The following is a 16,055-nucleotide window of genomic DNA, read 5'->3' as shown; positions in this document are numbered from 1 at the left end:
CATGGCTGTATTCAGCTTCATGGCCCGGGACACCAGCGGCGTTCGCCAGCGCGGCTCTGTGGAGGCCAGTAATGCGCAACAGGCCCGGCAGCAACTGCGTGAGCAGGGCCTGTTCGTGCTCAAGATCGAAGCGGCCAGGCAGTCTTCCTTTTCCATCGTGTCCGCGCGCAGGCGATTGACGCTTGCCCGGCGGTGCTTGTTGACGCGTCAGTTGTCGACCCTGTTGCAGGCGGGTGTGCCGCTGACCGAAGCGCTACAGGCGGTGGCTGCCCAGAACGGTCAACGGCAGGTCCGGCAGGTATTGCTTGGCGTCGGCGAGCGGGTAGCGGAAGGCAACACGTTTTCAGATGCACTGGCGCACTACCCATTGGCATTCCCAGTAGTCTACCGCGCAACCGTAGCTGCCGCGGAGCGCTCCGGGTACCTGGCTGCCGTGCTCGAACGCTTGGCCGAGCATGGCGAACATCAGCAGGCGCTGCGCCAGAAAGTACAGCTGGCGATGGTCTACCCCGTGATCCTGATGGTGGTATCGCTGCTGGTTGTCGGTTTTTTGCTCGGTTATGTAGTACCGGACGTTGTCCAGGCATTCAGCCGCGACCACGCTCAACTTCCGCTGGCGACGCGGGTATTGATCGCACTCAGTGACGCGGTCGGGCGCTATGGGGCGCTGGCAGTGCTGGTGCTGGCTGCGTTCAGCGCATCGATTGCCCTGGCATTTCGTCACCCGGCACGCAAACGGCAGTGGCATGCCTTGGCGTTGCGGTTACCTGGCTACGCCGAGTTCGTCCGCACCAGTGAAGCCGCCCGCTTCGTCAGTACCCTGGCAATACTTGGCCGCAGTGGTGTCGTGCTCGTGGAAGCGATGAGTATCGGCGCCGGGGTTGTCGGCAATCTTGTGCTGCGCGAACGCTTGCAGGCTGCCGTGCGCGAAGTAGCCGAAGGTGCAACGCTGGCCAGTAGCCTGGCGCGCAGTAAAACCCTGCCTGCGCTCATGCTGCACATGATTGCCAGTGGTGAGCGGGCAGGGGAACTGGACAACATGCTCGAGCGCGCCGCCGACCTTCAGGAAAAGCACCTGGCGGGCCGTATCTCGTTACTGGTCAGCCTGTGCGAGCCCCTGATGCTGCTGGTGATGGGTTGCATCGTGCTGTTCATCGTCCTGGCCATTCTGCTGCCTATTCTCAACCTCAACCAACTGGTCAACTGACATGCCCAACGGCTCTGCACGTCACTCGCAACGTGGCTTCACCCTTATCGAAATCATGGTCGTGGTCATCATCCTCGGTGTCCTCGGCGCGCTGGTGCTGCCCAATGTCATGAGCCGCCCGGACCATGCCAAGGTCACGGCGGCGCGCACCGATATCCAGTCCATTTCCACGGCGCTGGAGATCTACCGGCTGGATAACGGGCGTTATCCAACCACAGCTCAAGGCCTGGAAGCGCTGGTTCGGCGCCCGAGCGTGGCGCCTCTGCCGCGCCACTGGAACGCCCAAGGCTATCTCAAGCGCGCCGCGTCAGACCCGTGGGGGGCGCCTTACCAGTACGCGAGCCCAGCAGTTCGCTCGGGCCAGGGCTACGACCTGTACTCATTAGGCGCCGATGGCCAGGCGGGCGGTGATGGCTTGGATGCAGACATTGGTAACTGGGACGAATGATCCGGCGCCGCTCACAGGGTTTTACCCTCCTTGAACTGCTGTTGGTACTGGTGCTGGCAGGCATTGTCATGGGTATGAGCGGTTTGATGGTCGGGCACGATCCGCAGCGGATCGCGCGTCAGGAGGCTGGGTTGTTCCTGCAGGTGGTTCAGCAGGCCAGGCAGCGAGCTGTGCTCGGGGGGCAAACCCTGGGTATTCGCATCGATATTGACGGCTACCAGATGATGATACGCACGGGGCAAACCTGGGTGCCGACAGGGCAGCGACGTAGCTTGGGCGTGAGCCTGCGACTGGAGGTCGACGGGCTGGCGGCAGGGCCTGCAAAGCACGGGGACACAGTGCAACTCACGTTTGCCAGTAGCGATGAGTACACCCCTTTTTCGTTGTATTTCCTTGAGGCAGGCGTGCTGCTTGCCTATGTATCGAGCGATGGCCTGAATGACCCCCGGCTTCACCTCTGAACGCGGTTTCACCTTGTTAGAAGTGCTGGTGGCGTTGGCGATTTTTGCCGTATTGGCTGCGGCCGTGACTGCAGCCAGCCAGCACGTGCTGGCGCAAACGCAGGGTGCCCGCGACCGGTTGTTCGCAAGCTGGATCGCTGATAACCGTTTGACCGAGCTTGGCCTGAACCCGCCGCCCGTTGCGGGGCAGCGCGCCGAAACAGTTGTTTTTGACCAGCGCACCTGGTTCGTGCGGGAGTCGAGGCATCACCTGATCGATGTGGGGTTGATCGAAGTGTCCATCACCGTGGGGTTGGATGCAGATCGCACGGTGCTCCACCAGGCCATGGGTTGGCTGGAGGGCGGCAATGCTCTGCCATGAAGGCAACCGGGCCTGCCGCCAGCGGGGTTTCACCCTGCTGGAACTGTTGCTGGCCATTGCTGTATTTGCCCTGCTGGCCGCAGGCACGAGCCAGCTGGTGGCGGCAGTGCTACAGGCGGACGCGGTGCGTCAGCCACAGGCCGATGAATTGCGGGCCCTTGGCCGGGCCATGAGCGTCATGCAGCGTGATGCCTTGCAGGGCTACTGGCATGTGGGCAAGGCAAAGGACAGCGGTCATGGCGTGGCGCTGGAAAAGCACAGGGTGAGCTGGTTGCTGGGGGCGGAGCGTGATAGCCAGCCATTACCACGAAGCGATCTGAAGGTTGTGGAATATTGGCTGTCGGAAGGCGTGCTGTGGCGCCAGCGCCGTGGGCTGGAGAATGGCCAGGGCCAGCCTCAGCGTTTGTTGGAGGGGGTTGTCGAGTTGCGTTGGCGCATGCATGCGGTCGGTGCGGGCTGGCAGCACGAGTGGTCATCGGTCCACACCCGGCAACCGCCGCAGGCGCTTGAGGTGACGTTGTCGACCAAACGATTGCAGGCGATACGCCGCGTGTTGCCGCTGGCCGGAGGCACTCTGTGAAAAGCTCGCAGCAGCGCGGCCTGGCGCTGATTACCGTACTACTGACCATGTCGCTGGTGTCGTTCCTGGTAGCCGGCATGTTGCGCAGCCATCAGGGAATGTTGGGCAGTGTGGGCCAGCAGATTGAAGCATCGCGGTTGCTGAAGCTGGCACTTGCCGGGGAGCGTCATGCGCTGGGGCATGTGAAGCAGCAGGTTGCCACTGTGCTTCAGGTGACCCACCTGGGCCAGCCTTGGGCGCGCAGCCGTCAGCTGAATTTTGGTGAAGGCCAGCTCCGCTATCGCCTGGAAGACCTTTCAGGCCGATTCAACCTTGCTGCCCTTACGGCAGGCGGACCACCCAACCCGATCTTGCTCGAGCGCTGGGAACGCCTTTGCCGATCACTGCAGATTGAGCCGCCAGCGCTCGATGCGCTGCTCGGGCAACCCATGCTCGACCCTTCCCAGCTGCGGGCGCTACCAGGCATCGACATTCAAGCCCTGGCGCGTTTGCAGCCTTGGGTGACGGTCCTGCCGCACACGGCGGGGCTGAACATCAATACGGCTTCGGCACGGTTGCTGGCTGCGCTCGAAGGTGTGGAACTGTCTGTTGCGCGGCAGCTGGTGGCCGAGCGCCCCGAGCAGGGTACCCCGACTGTGCAACGTTTCCTGGCACTCCCCCCGTTGGACGGTCTGGGCATCGACAGCCATGGGTTGTCGGTGACGAGCCGATGGTACCGCCTGGAGGTACAGGCGGTACTGGCGAACAGGCTGATGTACCTCTACAGCGACCTGGAAATCGATTTGAACACGCATCAGGTGCGCGTCATACGACGTTCTTATTCTGCACAACCGGAGCTAAGGCCAGATGAGTAGGCATTACCTGTTTTTACTGGCGCAAGGCATGCCGGCAGCGGAGCTGCAGTGGCCGGTGCTGCTGCACACGGCGCAAGGCGAACGCTGCCGAACCACTCTCGGGGCGCTCCCAGCGGGGCTGGCAGGTAGTGCCGTGGTACTGGTGTTGCCGATGGAGATGGCCGGTTGCAGCAAGCTCGACCCGGTGCCGGGCAGGCGCCCGACGCGCGAGTCGCTGGCTTACGCCGCCGAGGAGCAGTTGGCTGAGGCACTGGAAAGCTTGCATTTGGCATTCGGTCCCCCGGACGCAGGTGGTTACCGACAAGTCGTGACAGTAGCGCTGGAGGAATGTCGACACCTCATGTCGATGTTGCAGGCACAGGGCATCGACCCAGTTGCCGTGCATGTAGACGCCGACCTGCTGGGTACTGAAGAGGCTTGCGCGCTATGGTTCGAGGGCCGCTGGCTGTTGGGTGGTGGGGCGCACGGCACACGCCTGGCTGTCAGTGACCAGCAGGCTCAGGTGCTGTCGCGCCGCTTGGCTCCCCGGCACTGGCTGGCCGAGCCGGGGTCGCCTGGCGAGGCTTTGTGCGACGAGCATGTTGCCAGTGCTGTCGGCAGGTTGATGGAAGGGGTTGGCACTGCGGTGGACCTGCGTCAGGGCCCGATGCGTCGAAAGCGCAGTAGCCAGCCGTGGCAGGCCTTGGCCGGTAGCATGCTGGCAGCACTGCTGCTGGTATGTCTGGCTGATTACCTGCGTGCCGGCTGGCTGCTGCAGCAAGCTTCACTGCAGCATGCCGACAATGTGCTGGTGTTCGGACGCTGGGCTCCCGGGCAGGCACCTGGCGCTAATCTGGTCGCTCAGGTAAGGGCGCTGGAGCAACAGCCCGGACCACCGACTGCTGTCGAGCGCCTGGCGACGTTTGCAGACCAATTGGCAGGTGTTGGCAACGTTACGATCGAGCGCGCTGAGGACAGTACGCCAGATGGCTGGAGCATCGACGTCGTCGCCCAAGGTTTCGATGACCTGGAGCGCCTTCGCCAGCGTGCCCCTGGGGTGCGGATGGGCCACGCGCGGCAGGTCGGTGAGGGCGTACGGGCAACCCTTTCCTGGCTGGAGGTGCAATGAAACGCTTGAACGGAAAAGCGCTGGTACACCAGTGGCAGCAGTTACCAGCTCACAGGCGCACGATTCTGACGCTGGTACTTTGGGCCGTGGGCCTTGTGGTCGTCTGGCAACTGGCCTGGTTACCGAGCCAGACCCGTTTGAGAAATGCAGACACTCGCCTTGCGCAAGAACACGAGCTGGCTGCGCTACTGAAACGTGTTACACAACGCCAGCCTCAATCGGCAGGCACTTCAGAGCCGTTCACGCCTGCCAGCCTGAGCGAGCGTGCCCGGCTTGCCGGCCTGCAGGTTGCGGGCCTGGAGGCCAGGGATGGGCAGTTGGATGTCAACCTGCAAGGCCCGCCAGCTGCTGTGCTGGGCTGGTTGCATGGTCTGGAGCGGGACGGCGGGCAGGTTCAGCGCCTGCAGTTGCAGGTTGTGGATGAACAGCTGCAGGTGTACCTGGTCATGGCGCTGACTGAAGGTTGAAGCCCGCATCGCGGGGGCTTCAGGCTGCTTTGGCTGGCAGGCGGCTCAGGTGCAACGCCACCAGCAATGCCACCGCCAGCAAGCTGCCAATGAACAGCCCGATCCCGTTCCAGCCCCACTGGTGCCAGAACATCCCGCCTGCCGTGCCGGCCACGCTGGACCCGGCGTAATAGCTGAACAGGTACAGCGACGACGCCTGGCCCTTGGCCTTCAGCGCCCGGCGGCCGATCCAGCTGCTGGCCACCGAGTGCGCACCAAAGAAGCCAAAGGTGAACACCAGCATGCCCACGATCACCATCACCAGCGGACCTGCCAGTGTCATCAGCAAGCCACCCGCCATTACCACGATACTGGCCCAGAACACCTTGCGCCGGCCCAGCTTGTCCGCCAAGGCACCGACCTGCGCCGAACTGTAGATGCCCGACAGGTAGACCACCGACAGCAAGCCGACCAGTGCCTGGTTCATGTGGTAGGGCTCGGCCAGCAGGCGGTAGCCGATGTAGTTGAACAGGGTGACGAAGGCACCCATCAGCAGGAAGGCCTCAAGGAACAGCCAGGGCAGGCCTGCATCCTTGAAGTGCATGACAAAACCGTCCAGCAGGCTGCGTGGGTTCATCGCCTGTGCGCGGAAATTGCGTGACTCCGGCAGCACCTTCCAGAACACCAGCGCGGCCACCAGGGCCAGGCCGCCAATGGTCAGCATCGCCGTGTGCCAGCTGACGAAGTCGATCAATACGCCCGTGATGAGCCGCCCGCTCATGCCGCCAATCGCGTTGCCGCCGATGTACAGGCCCATGGCCAGGCCAATGTGTTGCGGGTGGATCTCTTCGCTCAGGTAGGTCATCGCCACTGCCGCCAGGCCACTCAGTGACAGGCCGACCAATGCGCGGGTGGCCAGTACCAGCTCCCAGCTGGGCATCACTGCGCTGGCCAAGGTGGACAGGGCGGCACAGACCAGCGCGAACACCATCACGGGTTTACGCCCGATGCGGTCAGAAATAGGGCCGGTAATCAGCAGGCCGAACGCCAGCATGGCGGTGGACACCGACAGCACCAGGCTGCTCTGCGCCGCGTTGATGGCAAACTCCCTGGACAGCAGAGGCATCATCGGCTGTACGCAGTACAGCAAGGCGAAGGTGGCAAAACCGCCGCTGAACAAGGCCAGCACGGTTTTCATGAAGGCGGGTGTGCCTTTCTCTATCCACATGTCGGTCAGGATGGCAGGCTCTGGCACAAGGAGGAGGGGGGCTACTGCAGTTTTCACGGGCGGGTACCTCTGGCGCAATGAAAAAAAGCATATAGTTGGCTAACGATTAGATCCAATATATTGTTCGACCTATTTGAGATGTCTGGCGACTTGTTTGGAGTGGGTCATGGAACTGCGTCATCTGCGTTACTTCATTGCTGTGGCCGAAGAGCTGCACTTCGGCCGCGCCGCCCAGCAACTGGGTATTTCCCAGCCGCCCTTGAGTCAGCAGATCCAGGCCCTGGAGCAGGAGTTGGGGGCTCGGTTATTCGATCGTACCAACCGTCGCGTCGAATTGAGCGAGGCCGGGCGCTTGTTCCTCGAGGAAGCGCGCCAGGTATTGGCGCAGGTGGAGAAGGCCGCGGATGTCGCACGGCGTGCGCAGTTGGGCGAGCTGGGCGAGATGAAAATCGGTTTCACCTCCTCGGCTCCGTTCACTTCGAAAATCCCCAAGGCCATTCATGCCTTCCGTCAGCGCTTTCCGGCAGTGCACCTGAACCTCAAGGAAATGAGCAGCCGTGATGTTGCCGAAGGGGTGTTCGACGAGTCCATCGAGGTGGGGTTGATGCGGCCGATGCCGCTGCCGGAGGGGTTGGTGGCCACCGAGTTGTTCCGAGAACCGTTGGTGGCGGTGATCAATGCCTCGCATCCGCTGGCTGAGGGCACTGAGCAAGGCGTCTACATGGCGGCGTTGGCCCCTGAGCCCTTCGTGTTCTTCCCGCGCAGTTATGGCAGCGGCTTGCATGCACAATTGCTGAGCCTGGCGCGGCATGCGGGTTTCAGCCCCCATTTTGCGCAAGAGGCAGGGGAAGCGATGACCATCATCGGCCTGGTCTCGGCGGGGCTGGGGGTATCGGTGCTGCCGGCGTCGTTCCAGCGCATGCGCATAGAAGGGGTGGTGTACCGCACCTTGCTCGATGAAGAGGCGATGTCGGCGGTGTGGCTGGTGCAGCGTGAGCGCGGCCATTCGGTGATGGCCAAGGCATTTGCCGAGTTGTTGACAGGGCAGGTGGTCGGTCAGGCGTGATGCCGGTCAAATGGTACTGGTCATTGCCCCACTGCCGCCACATACTCGGGCATTCGTTGATACACGGAGGTCAATCATGCGGCGCGTGGTGTTCAATCAGAAAGGTGGCGTGGGCAAGTCGAGCATTGCCTGCAACCTGGCGGCGGTCAGTGCCAATGAAGGCTACCGGACCTTGTTGATCGACCTGGATGCCCAGGCGAACTCGACCCAATACCTTACCGGCCTGACCGGTGAGGACATCCCGATGGGCATCGCCGACTTCTTCAAGCAAAGCCTTTCCAGCGGGCCATTCAGCAAGAAGAACAAGGTCGATATCTACGAAACCCCGTTCGACAACCTGCATGTTGTCACCGCCACGGCCGAGCTGGCCGACCTGCAGCCAAAGCTGGAGGCAAAACACAAGATCAACAAGCTGCGCAAGTTGCTCGACGAGCTGGACGAGGATTACGATCGTATCTACATCGATACCCCGCCGGCGCTTAATTTCTATGCGGTTTCTGCGCTGATCGCCGCCAATCGCGTGCTGATTCCGTTCGACTGCGACAGTTTTTCGCGCCAGGCCCTGTATGGCCTACTGGCCGAGATCGAAGACCTCAAGGAAGACCACAACGAAGACCTGCTGGTCGAAGGCATCGTGGTCAACCAGTTCCAGTCACGTGCCAGCCTGCCGCAGCAGATGCTCGACGAGCTGCTGGCCGAGGGGTTGCCTGTGCTGCCGGTGTACTTGGGCAGCTCGGTGAAAATGCGCGAATCGCACCACGCCAGCCTGCCGCTGATTCACCTGGAGCCGCGGCACAAGCTGACTCAGCAGTTTGTCGAGCTGCATTCGCTGCTTGAAGAAAACGCTTAAACCCCTTGGCTACGCAGCCACTCCAGCAGCGACTGGAGTGGGAACGCCCCGGCCTGGCGGCTGATTTCGCGGCCGTTCTTGAACAGCAGCAGGCTGGGGATCGAGCGTATGCCCAGTTGCCCTGCGAGGTTACGGTTGGCTTCGCTGTCGAGCTTGGCCAGGCGGCAGCGGCCAGCGAGCTTTCGGGCGGCCTCCTCAAAGGTGGGCGCGAATGACTTGCACGGGCCGCACCAGTCGGCCCAGATGTCGACCAGCAGCGGCAGGTCGCCTTTGATCTGGCTGGCATAGCTGGCTTCGGTAAGCGTGAAAGGGGTGCTCAACAGCACGTCCTGTTTGCAGCGACCGCATTTGGGCGCATCGCCCAGGCGCTCGGCGGGCAGGCGGTTGAGGCCGTTGCAGTGGGGGCAGGGTATTACCAGTGGGGCGGTCATTTCATCTCCAGTAGTTCTATCGCGGTTCCCTGTAGGAGCGGGTTCACCCGCGAAGAATGCGACGCGGTGCGTGGCATCGGCTTCACCGGTAAAACCGCTCAGGGTGCGGCGCTAATCAGGAAGAGCAGGTGATTTCCAGGTGCTTGCCCCACTCCGGCGGTCGCTCGGCATAGGCTTGCATCCCGGGCTGTTCCTCGAAAGGCCTAGTCAGGACTTGGTGCAGCCGTCGAACTTCACTGTAGTCCCCCGCCTCGGCCGCTTCGATGGCTTTCTGTGCCAGGTAGTTGCGCAACACGTACAGCGGGTTCACCGCATGCATCCGCTCACGGCGGCCTTCGGCATTGCCGGGTTCACGCCCACAGCGGGCCAGGTAGTCCGCGGCCCAGACATCGAAGCCGGCCAGGTCGATAAAGTCATCGCGCGCCACCTTCAGCGCCTCGGCCACCGGCTGCTCACCCAATTTGCGGAAGAACAGGCTGTAGTCCACGCCACCGCGTTGCATGCACTGTAGCAGGCGCTCGACCAGCGCCATGTCGTCATCTTCGGCAGTGGTCAGCCCCAGGCGCCGGCGCATCAGGTCCAGGTAATGGGCCTGGTACAGCGGCAGGAACAGACCCAGCGCTTCCTTCAGTGGCTCAACTTCGATCACGGTGGTCAGTGCCTGGGCCAGTGCGCTGAGGTTCCAGTGGGCGATGGGCACTTGGTTGGCGTAGCTGTAGCGGCCTCGATCGTCGGAGTGGTTGCAGATGAAGTTGGCGTCGAAGTCATCCAGGAACGCGTAGGGGCCAAAATCGAAGGTGATGCCGAGGATCGACATGTTATCGGTGTTCATCACACCGTGGCAGAAGCCATAGGCCTGCCAGCGGGCGATCAGTTCGGCATTGCGCTCGACGATGGTGCGGAACATGGCGAGGTAGGGCTGCTCGGCGTCACGGCATTCGGGATAGTGCTGTTCCAGCACATGGTCGATCAGCACGCGCTGCTGCTCGGGCTGCTTGGTGTAGTAGAAGTACTCGAAATGACCGAAACGCACATGGCTCTGCGCCAAACGCGTCAGCATGGCCGCGCTTTCACGGGTTTCGCGCCACACCGGGGTGCTGGAACCGATGACGCACAGTGCCCGGCTGGTAGCGATGCCCAGGGCGTGCAGGGCTTCGGAGGCAAGAAACTCGCGAATCGACGAGCGCAACACGGCGCGGCCGTCACCCATGCGGGAGTAGGGGGTCTGGCCGGCGCCCTTGAGGTGCAGGTCCCAGTGTTCGCCTGCGTCGTTGAGCACTTCGGCCAGCAGCAGGCCACGTCCGTCGCCCAGACGTGGGTTGTACGAGCCGAACTGGTGGCCGGAATAAACCATCGCCCGAGGGTCGGCCTCTTCCCACAGCTTGTGGCCGCTGAACAGTTCGGCGAACACCGGCAGTTCGGCTTGGGTGGGGTCGAGGTCGAGCAGCGCCATGGCCGACTCGCTCGCTACCACCAGGCGCGGGTCTGCAATGGGCTCGGGCAGCACCTGGGTGGAGAACGCATCGCCCAGGCGGGCGAAGCGGTTGTCGAAGATGAGTTGGTCGAGGGCTTTCACGGGACTGCTCCTTGGAATCGGTGCCAATGGGGCCGCTTGGGGGCCCTTCGTGGGTAAACCCGCTCCTACACAGGGACCGCACTGCTTTCAGGCGCTGCATGTTCTTTGTAGGAGCGGGTTCACCCGCGAACGAGGGCAAAGCCCTCGCAGCAATCTTGCACAGAATAAAGTATTCGAGCCCATTCAGGCCGAAGCAGTGCCATCCGATTTGGGCTGTTCCATCGGAATCAGTTGCTGTTTGCTGCCCTTCGCGTCCATTAGGAACACCTCTACCTGGCGTACCGAGATCTTGATGTTGTGGGCCTTGAACTCGCGGTTGATGTAGCGGTTGATCTCGTCCAGCGTCGGGTTGCGGTCGCCCAGGTCACGTACGTGCATGCGCAGCTCGTGGTCCAGCGAGCTTTCGCCGAAGTTGAGGAAGTACACGATCGGTTCCGGATCCTTGAGCACGCGCGGGTTCTCATGCGCGCCCTTGAGCAGCAGGTCGCGCACCAGGTCGAGGTCTGAGCCATAGTCGATGCCCAGCTTCAGCGTTACCCGGGTGACCGTATCGGTCAGCGACCAGTTGATCAGTTGGCCCGTGATGAAGGTCTTGTTGGGGACGATGATGTCCTTGCGGTCGAAGTCGGTGATGGTGGTGGCACGGATGCGGATCTTGCTCACCGTGCCCGACAGGTTGCCGATGGTGATGGTGTCGCCAATCCGTACCGGGCGCTCGAACAGGATCATGATGCCGGAGATGAAGTTGGCGAAGATTTCCTGCATGCCGAAGCCCAGCCCTACTGACAGCGCGGCCACCAGCCATTGTAGCTTGTCCCAGCTCACCCCCAGGGTCGACAGGGTGCTGACGATGCCGATGCCGACGATGGTGTACGACAGCAGCGTGGTGGTGGCGTAGGCACTGCCCTGGGCCAGGTTCAGGCGAGACAGCACCAGTACTTCCAGCAGGCCTGGCAAGTTGCCGGCCAGGGCGAAGGTGATGCCGACGATCACCAGCGCGCCGAGCAGGTCGCCGAGGCTGATCGGTACCATGCTGGCGGCGGCGCCGGTGCCGCTGGTGTATTCGTAGAGGACGAAGTTGTTGAGGTAGGCGAACACCGAGATCAGGTCGGCCCATACCCAGTACAGGCCGGCGATGAAGCCACCGAGCAGGGCCAAGCGGATCAGGCGCAGCGACTGCTGGTTGACCTGTTCGATATCCAGCGTTGGCTCTTCGGTGATGACTTCGCCATCCAGCCCTTCCTTGGCCGCCGCACGCTTGGTCAACGCACGCTGGTAGGCCAGGCGTCGTGCAGCTACCGACAGACCGCGCACGAAGGCGGCCTCGATCACCAGCCAGAACAGCAGCAGGTACAGGGTGTAGATGAGTCGGTCGGTAAGCTTCAGTGCGGTATAGTAGTAGCCGAAGCATACGGCGACGAACAGGGCGATGGGCAGGGCAGTGAATGCTACCCCCACCGCCCTGCGGAACAGCGAGGTGTCACGGTGTGCCGGGCTGCTGAGCAGCAGACGGCTGAGCAGCCAGGCCATCAGCGCATAGCAGGCCAGCACCACGCCGATGCCCAATACGTCGTCTGCCAGTGCCGAAGGCTGGTGCTCGGCCACCGCCACCACGCCGACCAGTGCCAGCACCACGGTGCCCAGGCGGCGAACCCAGCCGCGCAGGAATTCGACCTGCGGTTTGTGCCAGCGGAAGTGGACTTCCGCCACGCCACCGGGAGCGAGAATACGGTAGGCGGTGTAGAACACCAGCCAGGCCTGGGCCAGTTGCCAGAGTGCGGCGCCCAGGTTGGCGTTCTGCCCGCGGGCGTCGATCTGCAGGGCGTAGCTGCACAGCGCCAGGCCAAGGCTGACCGGCATCGCCAGCAGAATGTTGATAAGGATTGCCTGGGGCGTGTGCCATTGGCTGTCACGGCGGAAGTGGCCGATATCCTGGTGCACTTTGCCTAACCGTTGGTAAAGGTATTTGCGCCGCCACAACAGCGCGCCGATCACCAAAAGCAGCGGCAGGAACAACAACGGCCGCTGGCTCAGGCCATCGGCCAGCTCTTTCAGGCTGGAGCCCCATGGCAGGTTGGCGACCTGGTCGGCCAGGCGCTCTGGCACGTATTGCAGCCAGTCCCAGTCCAGCGGCTTGTTGCTGGGGATCCAGAACATTTGCTCGTCAAGGGTGGTGCGCAGGCTCTGCGCGGTGCCCAGCAGCTGCTTCTGGTTGAGCTGCAGGGTGATAGACTCGTTGAGCAGCGCCGACAGCTCGCGGTTCAGCCGCTCCAACAGGTCGCTGCGGGTGATGGCCACTTCCAGCAGGGCCTTGCGCAGCTGCGGGGTCACATCTTCCTGTGGTTGCGCCGCCAGCAGCTTGTCGACGTAGGTGACCGGGCTGCTCATCTGCTCGCGCTGCTGGTTGACTTCGAACTGGTACAGGCGGGTGTCGGCGATCTGGTCGGCCAGGTCGCGGTCGACCTTCAGGTGCGGCAGGGTCTGCTTCTGCTTATAGAGAATCTTCGACAGCAGCAGGCTTCCCTTGAGCACGTTGATCTGCTCGTCAAGCGCCTGGTCGGCCTGGGTCAGGCTGTCGAGTTGCTGCTTGGTGCGCAGGTTCTGCTGGGTCAGTTCGTTAAGGCGATCGGTGCTTTTGAGCAGGTAGTCGGAAAGCTTGAGGTTGATCGCGCTTTCAGTGGCCAGCAGGCTGCTGCCGCCGGCCTTCTGAGCCTCGATCGATTGCTGGGTGACAGCTTCCTGGGACTGGGCCAGGCGTTTGGCGTTGATCAGCGTCTGCAGGTCCTGGATTTCCTGCTCCAGGCGCGCAGCGCGCTCGACCAGCAGGTCGTGACGCGCATTGCCAAGGTCTTGCAGCAGGCTGTTGCCGGCCAGTTCCTGGCGGCGCAGCAGGGTCAGCGCGTTGAGCGAAGCCAGCTCGGCGTTGAGCTGGTTGCGCTGGTCGGCATTGATGGCTTTACCACCGTCCTTGCCGGTCTTGAGGATGTTGTTGATCTGCTGGGTACGCGTCTGGCTGCTGCTGATTTCGGCCTGGGCGCGCTCGGGGCGGGTTTGCGAGTTGATGATCAGGCTGTTGGCTTCAGACAGCGCCTTTTGCAGCTCGCCCTGCAGCGTGTTGCGTTCGCTGAGCATCTGTTCAAGCTGTGGCACAGTGAGGTTGGCGTAGCGCTGTGCCACCGGTTGCGCCTTGGTTTCCTTGAGCCTGGCCAACTCCTTCTGGCTGTCGCTGGTCTCCTTGGGGGCACTGCTCAGTTGCTGCTTGAGTGCAGCCAGTTTCTTTTCGTTGTCTTCCTTGGCAGCAAGCAGGCTCAACGTTTGTTCGAGCACCTGCTGCAGCGCCTTCTGGTCTGCCTCGGGCAGCTTGCGCTCGGCGATCTTGTCGAGGCTGTTCTGGATACTGGCGGTGGTCGGGGCTTCTGCCGCGCTAGCCGCAAAAGAAAGGGACAGGCACAACCCGAGCAGGGCTGTGCAAAGGTACACGCGCAGGGACATAGGCAGACTACTTGTGGATCCGGCTGAAACGAAGTTTAGAGGAACAATCCTGGTCCGGGTCGCGTTCCTTCGGGGAATCTGACGCCTACTTTCTGGATCTTGTTCCCGTCCATGGTTGCCACGGTCCAGATCGTGCCATGCCATTCGACCTGGTCCCCTACTACTGGAGCGCCTCCGACCTTCTGTCGGATGAACTGCGCCAGCGGCATTTTCGCGTCGAGGCCATCGAGCTTCAGGCCGTACAACGCAGCAACCGCCCCCAGCTCGGCATCGCCTTCGAGCACGAAGTCGCCGAAGAAACGCAGGTCCAGGCCACGCTGTGGCGCCTGGCTGAACAACTTGCCGAGGGCCGGCAGGTTGTGCTCGTGGCCGATCACGCAGAGCATGTCGCCCACTTCCAGCACGGTGCTGCCCGAGGGGTGAAGCAGTTGCTCGCCACGGAACAGCGCGGCAATCCGCGTGCCTTCGGGCATCTTCAGCTCGCGCAGGGCCGCACCGATGCACCACTTTTCGGCGCCCAGGCGATAGACGAACATTTCCCACTCGCTGGTGATGTGCACCTCCAGGGCTGAGCGGGAAATCGGCGCCGGGTCTGGCGGTACGGTCACTTTCAGCAGCTTGGCCATCCACGGCAGGCTGGTGCCTTGCACCAGCAGTGACACCAGCACGATGAAGAACGCCAGGTTGAAGAACAGCTGGGCGTCTGGCAGGCCCGCCATCAGCGGAAACACCGCCAGAATGATCGGTACCGCACCGCGCAGGCCGACCCACGAAATGAAGCCCTTTTCGCGGCCGTGAAAAGCCTTGAACGGCAGCAGGGCCGCGACCACCGACAGTGGCCGCGCCACCAGGATCATCCACAGCGCCAGGCCCAGTGCCGGCAGGGCGATGGGCAGCAGGTCGTGCGGCGTGACCAGCAACCCCAGCACCAGGAACATGCCGATCTGGGCCAGCCAGGCCATGCCGTCGAGCATATGCAGGATGCCATGGCGGCTACGGATCGGCCTGTTGCCCAGCACCAGGCCGCACAGGTAAACGGCGAGGAAGCCGCTACCATGCAGGGCGTTGGTCAGCGAGAACACTACCAGGCCGCCGGCCACCACCAGAATGGGGTACAGGCCGCCGGCAAGATTGATGCGGTTGACCAGTTGCAGCATCAGCCAGCCGCCGCCCAGGCCCAGCAACCCGCCGATACCGAACTCACGCAGCAAGTGACCCAGCAGGCCCCAATGCAGCCCTGTCTGGCCGCTGGCGATCATGTCGATCAAGGTGACAGTGAGAAACACCGCCATCGGGTCGTTGCTGCCCGACTCGATCTCCAGGGTAGCCGTAACCCGCTCGTTCAGGCCTTTGCCGCCGAGCAGCGAGAACACTGCAGCGGCGTCGGTAGAGCCGACGATCGCACCGATCAGCAGGCCCTGAATCAGGCTCAGGTTGAACAGCCAGGCGGCAACCAAGCCGGTGAGGGCGGTGGTGATCATCACCCCGACCGTGGCCAGTGACAGCGCCGGCCACAGCGCTACGCGGAAGCTTGCCACCCGCGTACGCAGGCCACCGTCAAGCAGGATGACGGCCAGTGCCAGGTTGCCCACCAGATAGGCGGTTGGGTAATTGTTGAAGATGATGCCGCCACCATCGACACCGGCGACCATACCGACGGCGAGGATGATGACCAGAATAGGAATACCCAGGCGCGACGACAGCGAGCTGACCAGGATACTTGCACCCACCAGCAATGCGCCGATCAGGAACAGGCTGTTGATGGTGCTTGCATCCAAAGGCAGGTACTCCGAGACAGCGGGGAAGGGACGTGGTAGCGCATTTTTCAGCAAAAGCTAGCAGGTCGCGTGCCAATCGATTCTAACCTGAGGCCGATGCGGGCTGTAAAGCGATACCGCATCCCTGCTACGGCTTGTCGTTGTAGTGGTGCACCCACTTTCAGGCAGC

General features: G+C 62.6%; 15 protein-coding genes. 10 read left to right on the top strand and 5 right to left on the bottom strand.

The genetic code is table 11. From position 1 onward, the window contains the following. Position 1: 1 nt before the first annotated feature. From gspF to gspM, 8 genes are read left to right on the top strand one after another with little or no spacing between them, the layout of a single operon-like run. The gene (gene gspF / locus LVS58_RS01700; protein WP_233689630.1) at positions 2–1,207 is read left to right on the top strand and encodes a type II secretion system inner membrane protein GspF; all 1,206 of its coding nucleotides are present in this window, start codon (positions 2–4) and stop codon (positions 1,205–1,207) included. A 1-nt stretch (position 1,208) separates the two neighbouring features. Further along, the gene (gspG, locus tag LVS58_RS01695; protein WP_233689629.1) at positions 1,209–1,655 is read left to right on the top strand and encodes a type II secretion system major pseudopilin GspG; all 447 of its coding nucleotides are present in this window, start codon (positions 1,209–1,211) and stop codon (positions 1,653–1,655) included. Next, complete coding sequence (gspH, locus tag LVS58_RS01690) at positions 1,652–2,116, top strand: type II secretion system minor pseudopilin GspH (protein WP_233689628.1); 465 nt, start codon at positions 1,652–1,654, stop codon at positions 2,114–2,116. Before gspG ends, gspH begins: the two co-directional genes overlap by 4 nt. Next, a complete protein-coding gene (gspI, locus tag LVS58_RS01685) occupies positions 2,094–2,477 on the top strand; it encodes a type II secretion system minor pseudopilin GspI (RefSeq protein ID WP_233689627.1) in 384 nt (127 codons plus the stop codon). The genes gspH and gspI overlap by 23 nt, the downstream gene beginning before the upstream one ends. Next, positions 2,464–3,057, top strand: a complete 594-nt coding sequence (gspJ, locus tag LVS58_RS01680) for a type II secretion system minor pseudopilin GspJ (protein ID WP_233689626.1) — start codon at positions 2,464–2,466, stop codon at positions 3,055–3,057. Before gspI ends, gspJ begins: the two co-directional genes overlap by 14 nt. Next, on the top strand, positions 3,054–3,911 hold the full coding sequence (locus LVS58_RS01675) for a general secretion pathway protein GspK (RefSeq protein ID WP_233689625.1): 858 nt from the start codon (positions 3,054–3,056) through the stop codon (positions 3,909–3,911). The genes gspJ and LVS58_RS01675 overlap by 4 nt, the downstream gene beginning before the upstream one ends. Then, positions 3,904–5,019, top strand: a complete 1,116-nt coding sequence (gene gspL, locus LVS58_RS01670; RefSeq protein WP_233689624.1) for a type II secretion system protein GspL — start codon at positions 3,904–3,906, stop codon at positions 5,017–5,019. The genes LVS58_RS01675 and gspL overlap by 8 nt, the downstream gene beginning before the upstream one ends. Continuing rightward, complete coding sequence (gspM, locus tag LVS58_RS01665) at positions 5,016–5,486, top strand: type II secretion system protein GspM (protein WP_233689623.1); 471 nt, start codon at positions 5,016–5,018, stop codon at positions 5,484–5,486. Before gspL ends, gspM begins: the two co-directional genes overlap by 4 nt. Positions 5,487–5,505: 19 nt before the next feature. Here gspM and LVS58_RS01660 read toward each other — a convergent pair whose 3' ends face one another. Further along, positions 5,506–6,693 (bottom strand): MFS transporter, encoded by a 1,188-nt coding sequence (locus LVS58_RS01660; RefSeq protein WP_233689860.1) that lies wholly within the window; start codon positions 6,691–6,693, stop codon positions 5,506–5,508. A 166-nt stretch (positions 6,694–6,859) separates the two neighbouring features. On the opposite strand from LVS58_RS01660, the gene LVS58_RS01655 reads away from it, so the two are divergent. Beyond that, positions 6,860–7,759 carry a LysR family transcriptional regulator gene (locus LVS58_RS01655; RefSeq protein WP_003249165.1) on the top strand — a complete coding sequence of 300 codons (900 nt, stop codon included), beginning with the start codon at positions 6,860–6,862 and terminating at the stop codon, positions 7,757–7,759. A gap of 76 nt (positions 7,760–7,835) precedes the next feature. Then, positions 7,836–8,609, top strand: coding sequence for a ParA family protein (locus tag LVS58_RS01650; protein ID WP_233689622.1), 774 nt, complete (start codon positions 7,836–7,838; stop codon positions 8,607–8,609). Here the strand turns inward: LVS58_RS01650 and trxC are convergent. From trxC to LVS58_RS01630, 4 genes are all read right to left on the bottom strand, one after another. After that, entirely contained in the window at positions 8,606–9,040 is a 435-nt protein-coding gene (trxC, locus tag LVS58_RS01645) for a thioredoxin TrxC (RefSeq protein ID WP_233689621.1), read from the bottom strand. The two genes, LVS58_RS01650 and trxC, sit on opposite strands and share 4 nt — an antisense overlap. Positions 9,041–9,155: 115 nt before the next feature. Beyond that, positions 9,156–10,616 carry a protein adenylyltransferase SelO gene (gene selO, locus LVS58_RS01640; RefSeq protein ID WP_233689620.1) on the bottom strand — a complete coding sequence of 487 codons (1,461 nt, stop codon included), beginning with the start codon at positions 10,614–10,616 and terminating at the stop codon, positions 9,156–9,158. A gap of 183 nt (positions 10,617–10,799) precedes the next feature. Next, a complete protein-coding gene (gene mscK / locus LVS58_RS01635; protein WP_233689619.1) occupies positions 10,800–14,108 on the bottom strand; it encodes a mechanosensitive channel MscK in 3,309 nt (1,102 codons plus the stop codon). Positions 14,109–14,143: 35 nt separating this feature from the next. After that, on the bottom strand, positions 14,144–15,886 hold the full coding sequence (locus LVS58_RS01630; protein ID WP_233689618.1) for a potassium/proton antiporter: 1,743 nt from the start codon (positions 15,884–15,886) through the stop codon (positions 14,144–14,146). Between the last annotated feature and the right edge of the window lie 169 nt (positions 15,887–16,055).

This window comes from Pseudomonas sp. JR33AA (assembly GCF_021378985.1).
Classification (GTDB): domain Bacteria; phylum Pseudomonadota; class Gammaproteobacteria; order Pseudomonadales; family Pseudomonadaceae; genus Aquipseudomonas; species Aquipseudomonas alloputida.
Note: the sequence above shows the minus strand (reverse complement) of the source record. Positions and strands in the feature narration are given on the sequence as shown.

Bases quoted from the DNA above. Each gene is read 5' to 3' on its own strand.
- gspF (WP_233689630.1), top strand. From the start codon at position 2: ATGGCTGTATTCAGCTTCATGGCCCGGGACACCAGCGGCGTTCGCCAG.
- gspG (WP_233689629.1), top strand. From the start codon at position 1,209: ATGCCCAACGGCTCTGCACGTCACTCGCAACGTGGCTTCACCCTTATC.
- gspH (WP_233689628.1), top strand. From the start codon at position 1,652: ATGATCCGGCGCCGCTCACAGGGTTTTACCCTCCTTGAACTGCTGTTG.
- gspI (WP_233689627.1), top strand. From the start codon at position 2,094: ATGACCCCCGGCTTCACCTCTGAACGCGGTTTCACCTTGTTAGAAGTG.
- gspJ (WP_233689626.1), top strand. From the start codon at position 2,464: ATGCTCTGCCATGAAGGCAACCGGGCCTGCCGCCAGCGGGGTTTCACC.
- gspL (WP_233689624.1), top strand. From the start codon at position 3,904: ATGAGTAGGCATTACCTGTTTTTACTGGCGCAAGGCATGCCGGCAGCG.
- gspM (WP_233689623.1), top strand. From the start codon at position 5,016: ATGAAACGCTTGAACGGAAAAGCGCTGGTACACCAGTGGCAGCAGTTA.
- LVS58_RS01660 (WP_233689860.1), bottom strand. From the start codon at position 6,693: ATGTGGATAGAGAAAGGCACACCCGCCTTCATGAAAACCGTGCTGGCC.
- LVS58_RS01655 (WP_003249165.1), top strand. From the start codon at position 6,860: ATGGAACTGCGTCATCTGCGTTACTTCATTGCTGTGGCCGAAGAGCTG.
- LVS58_RS01650 (WP_233689622.1), top strand. From the start codon at position 7,836: ATGCGGCGCGTGGTGTTCAATCAGAAAGGTGGCGTGGGCAAGTCGAGC.
- trxC (WP_233689621.1), bottom strand. From the start codon at position 9,040: ATGACCGCCCCACTGGTAATACCCTGCCCCCACTGCAACGGCCTCAAC.
- mscK (WP_233689619.1), bottom strand. From the start codon at position 14,108: ATGTCCCTGCGCGTGTACCTTTGCACAGCCCTGCTCGGGTTGTGCCTG.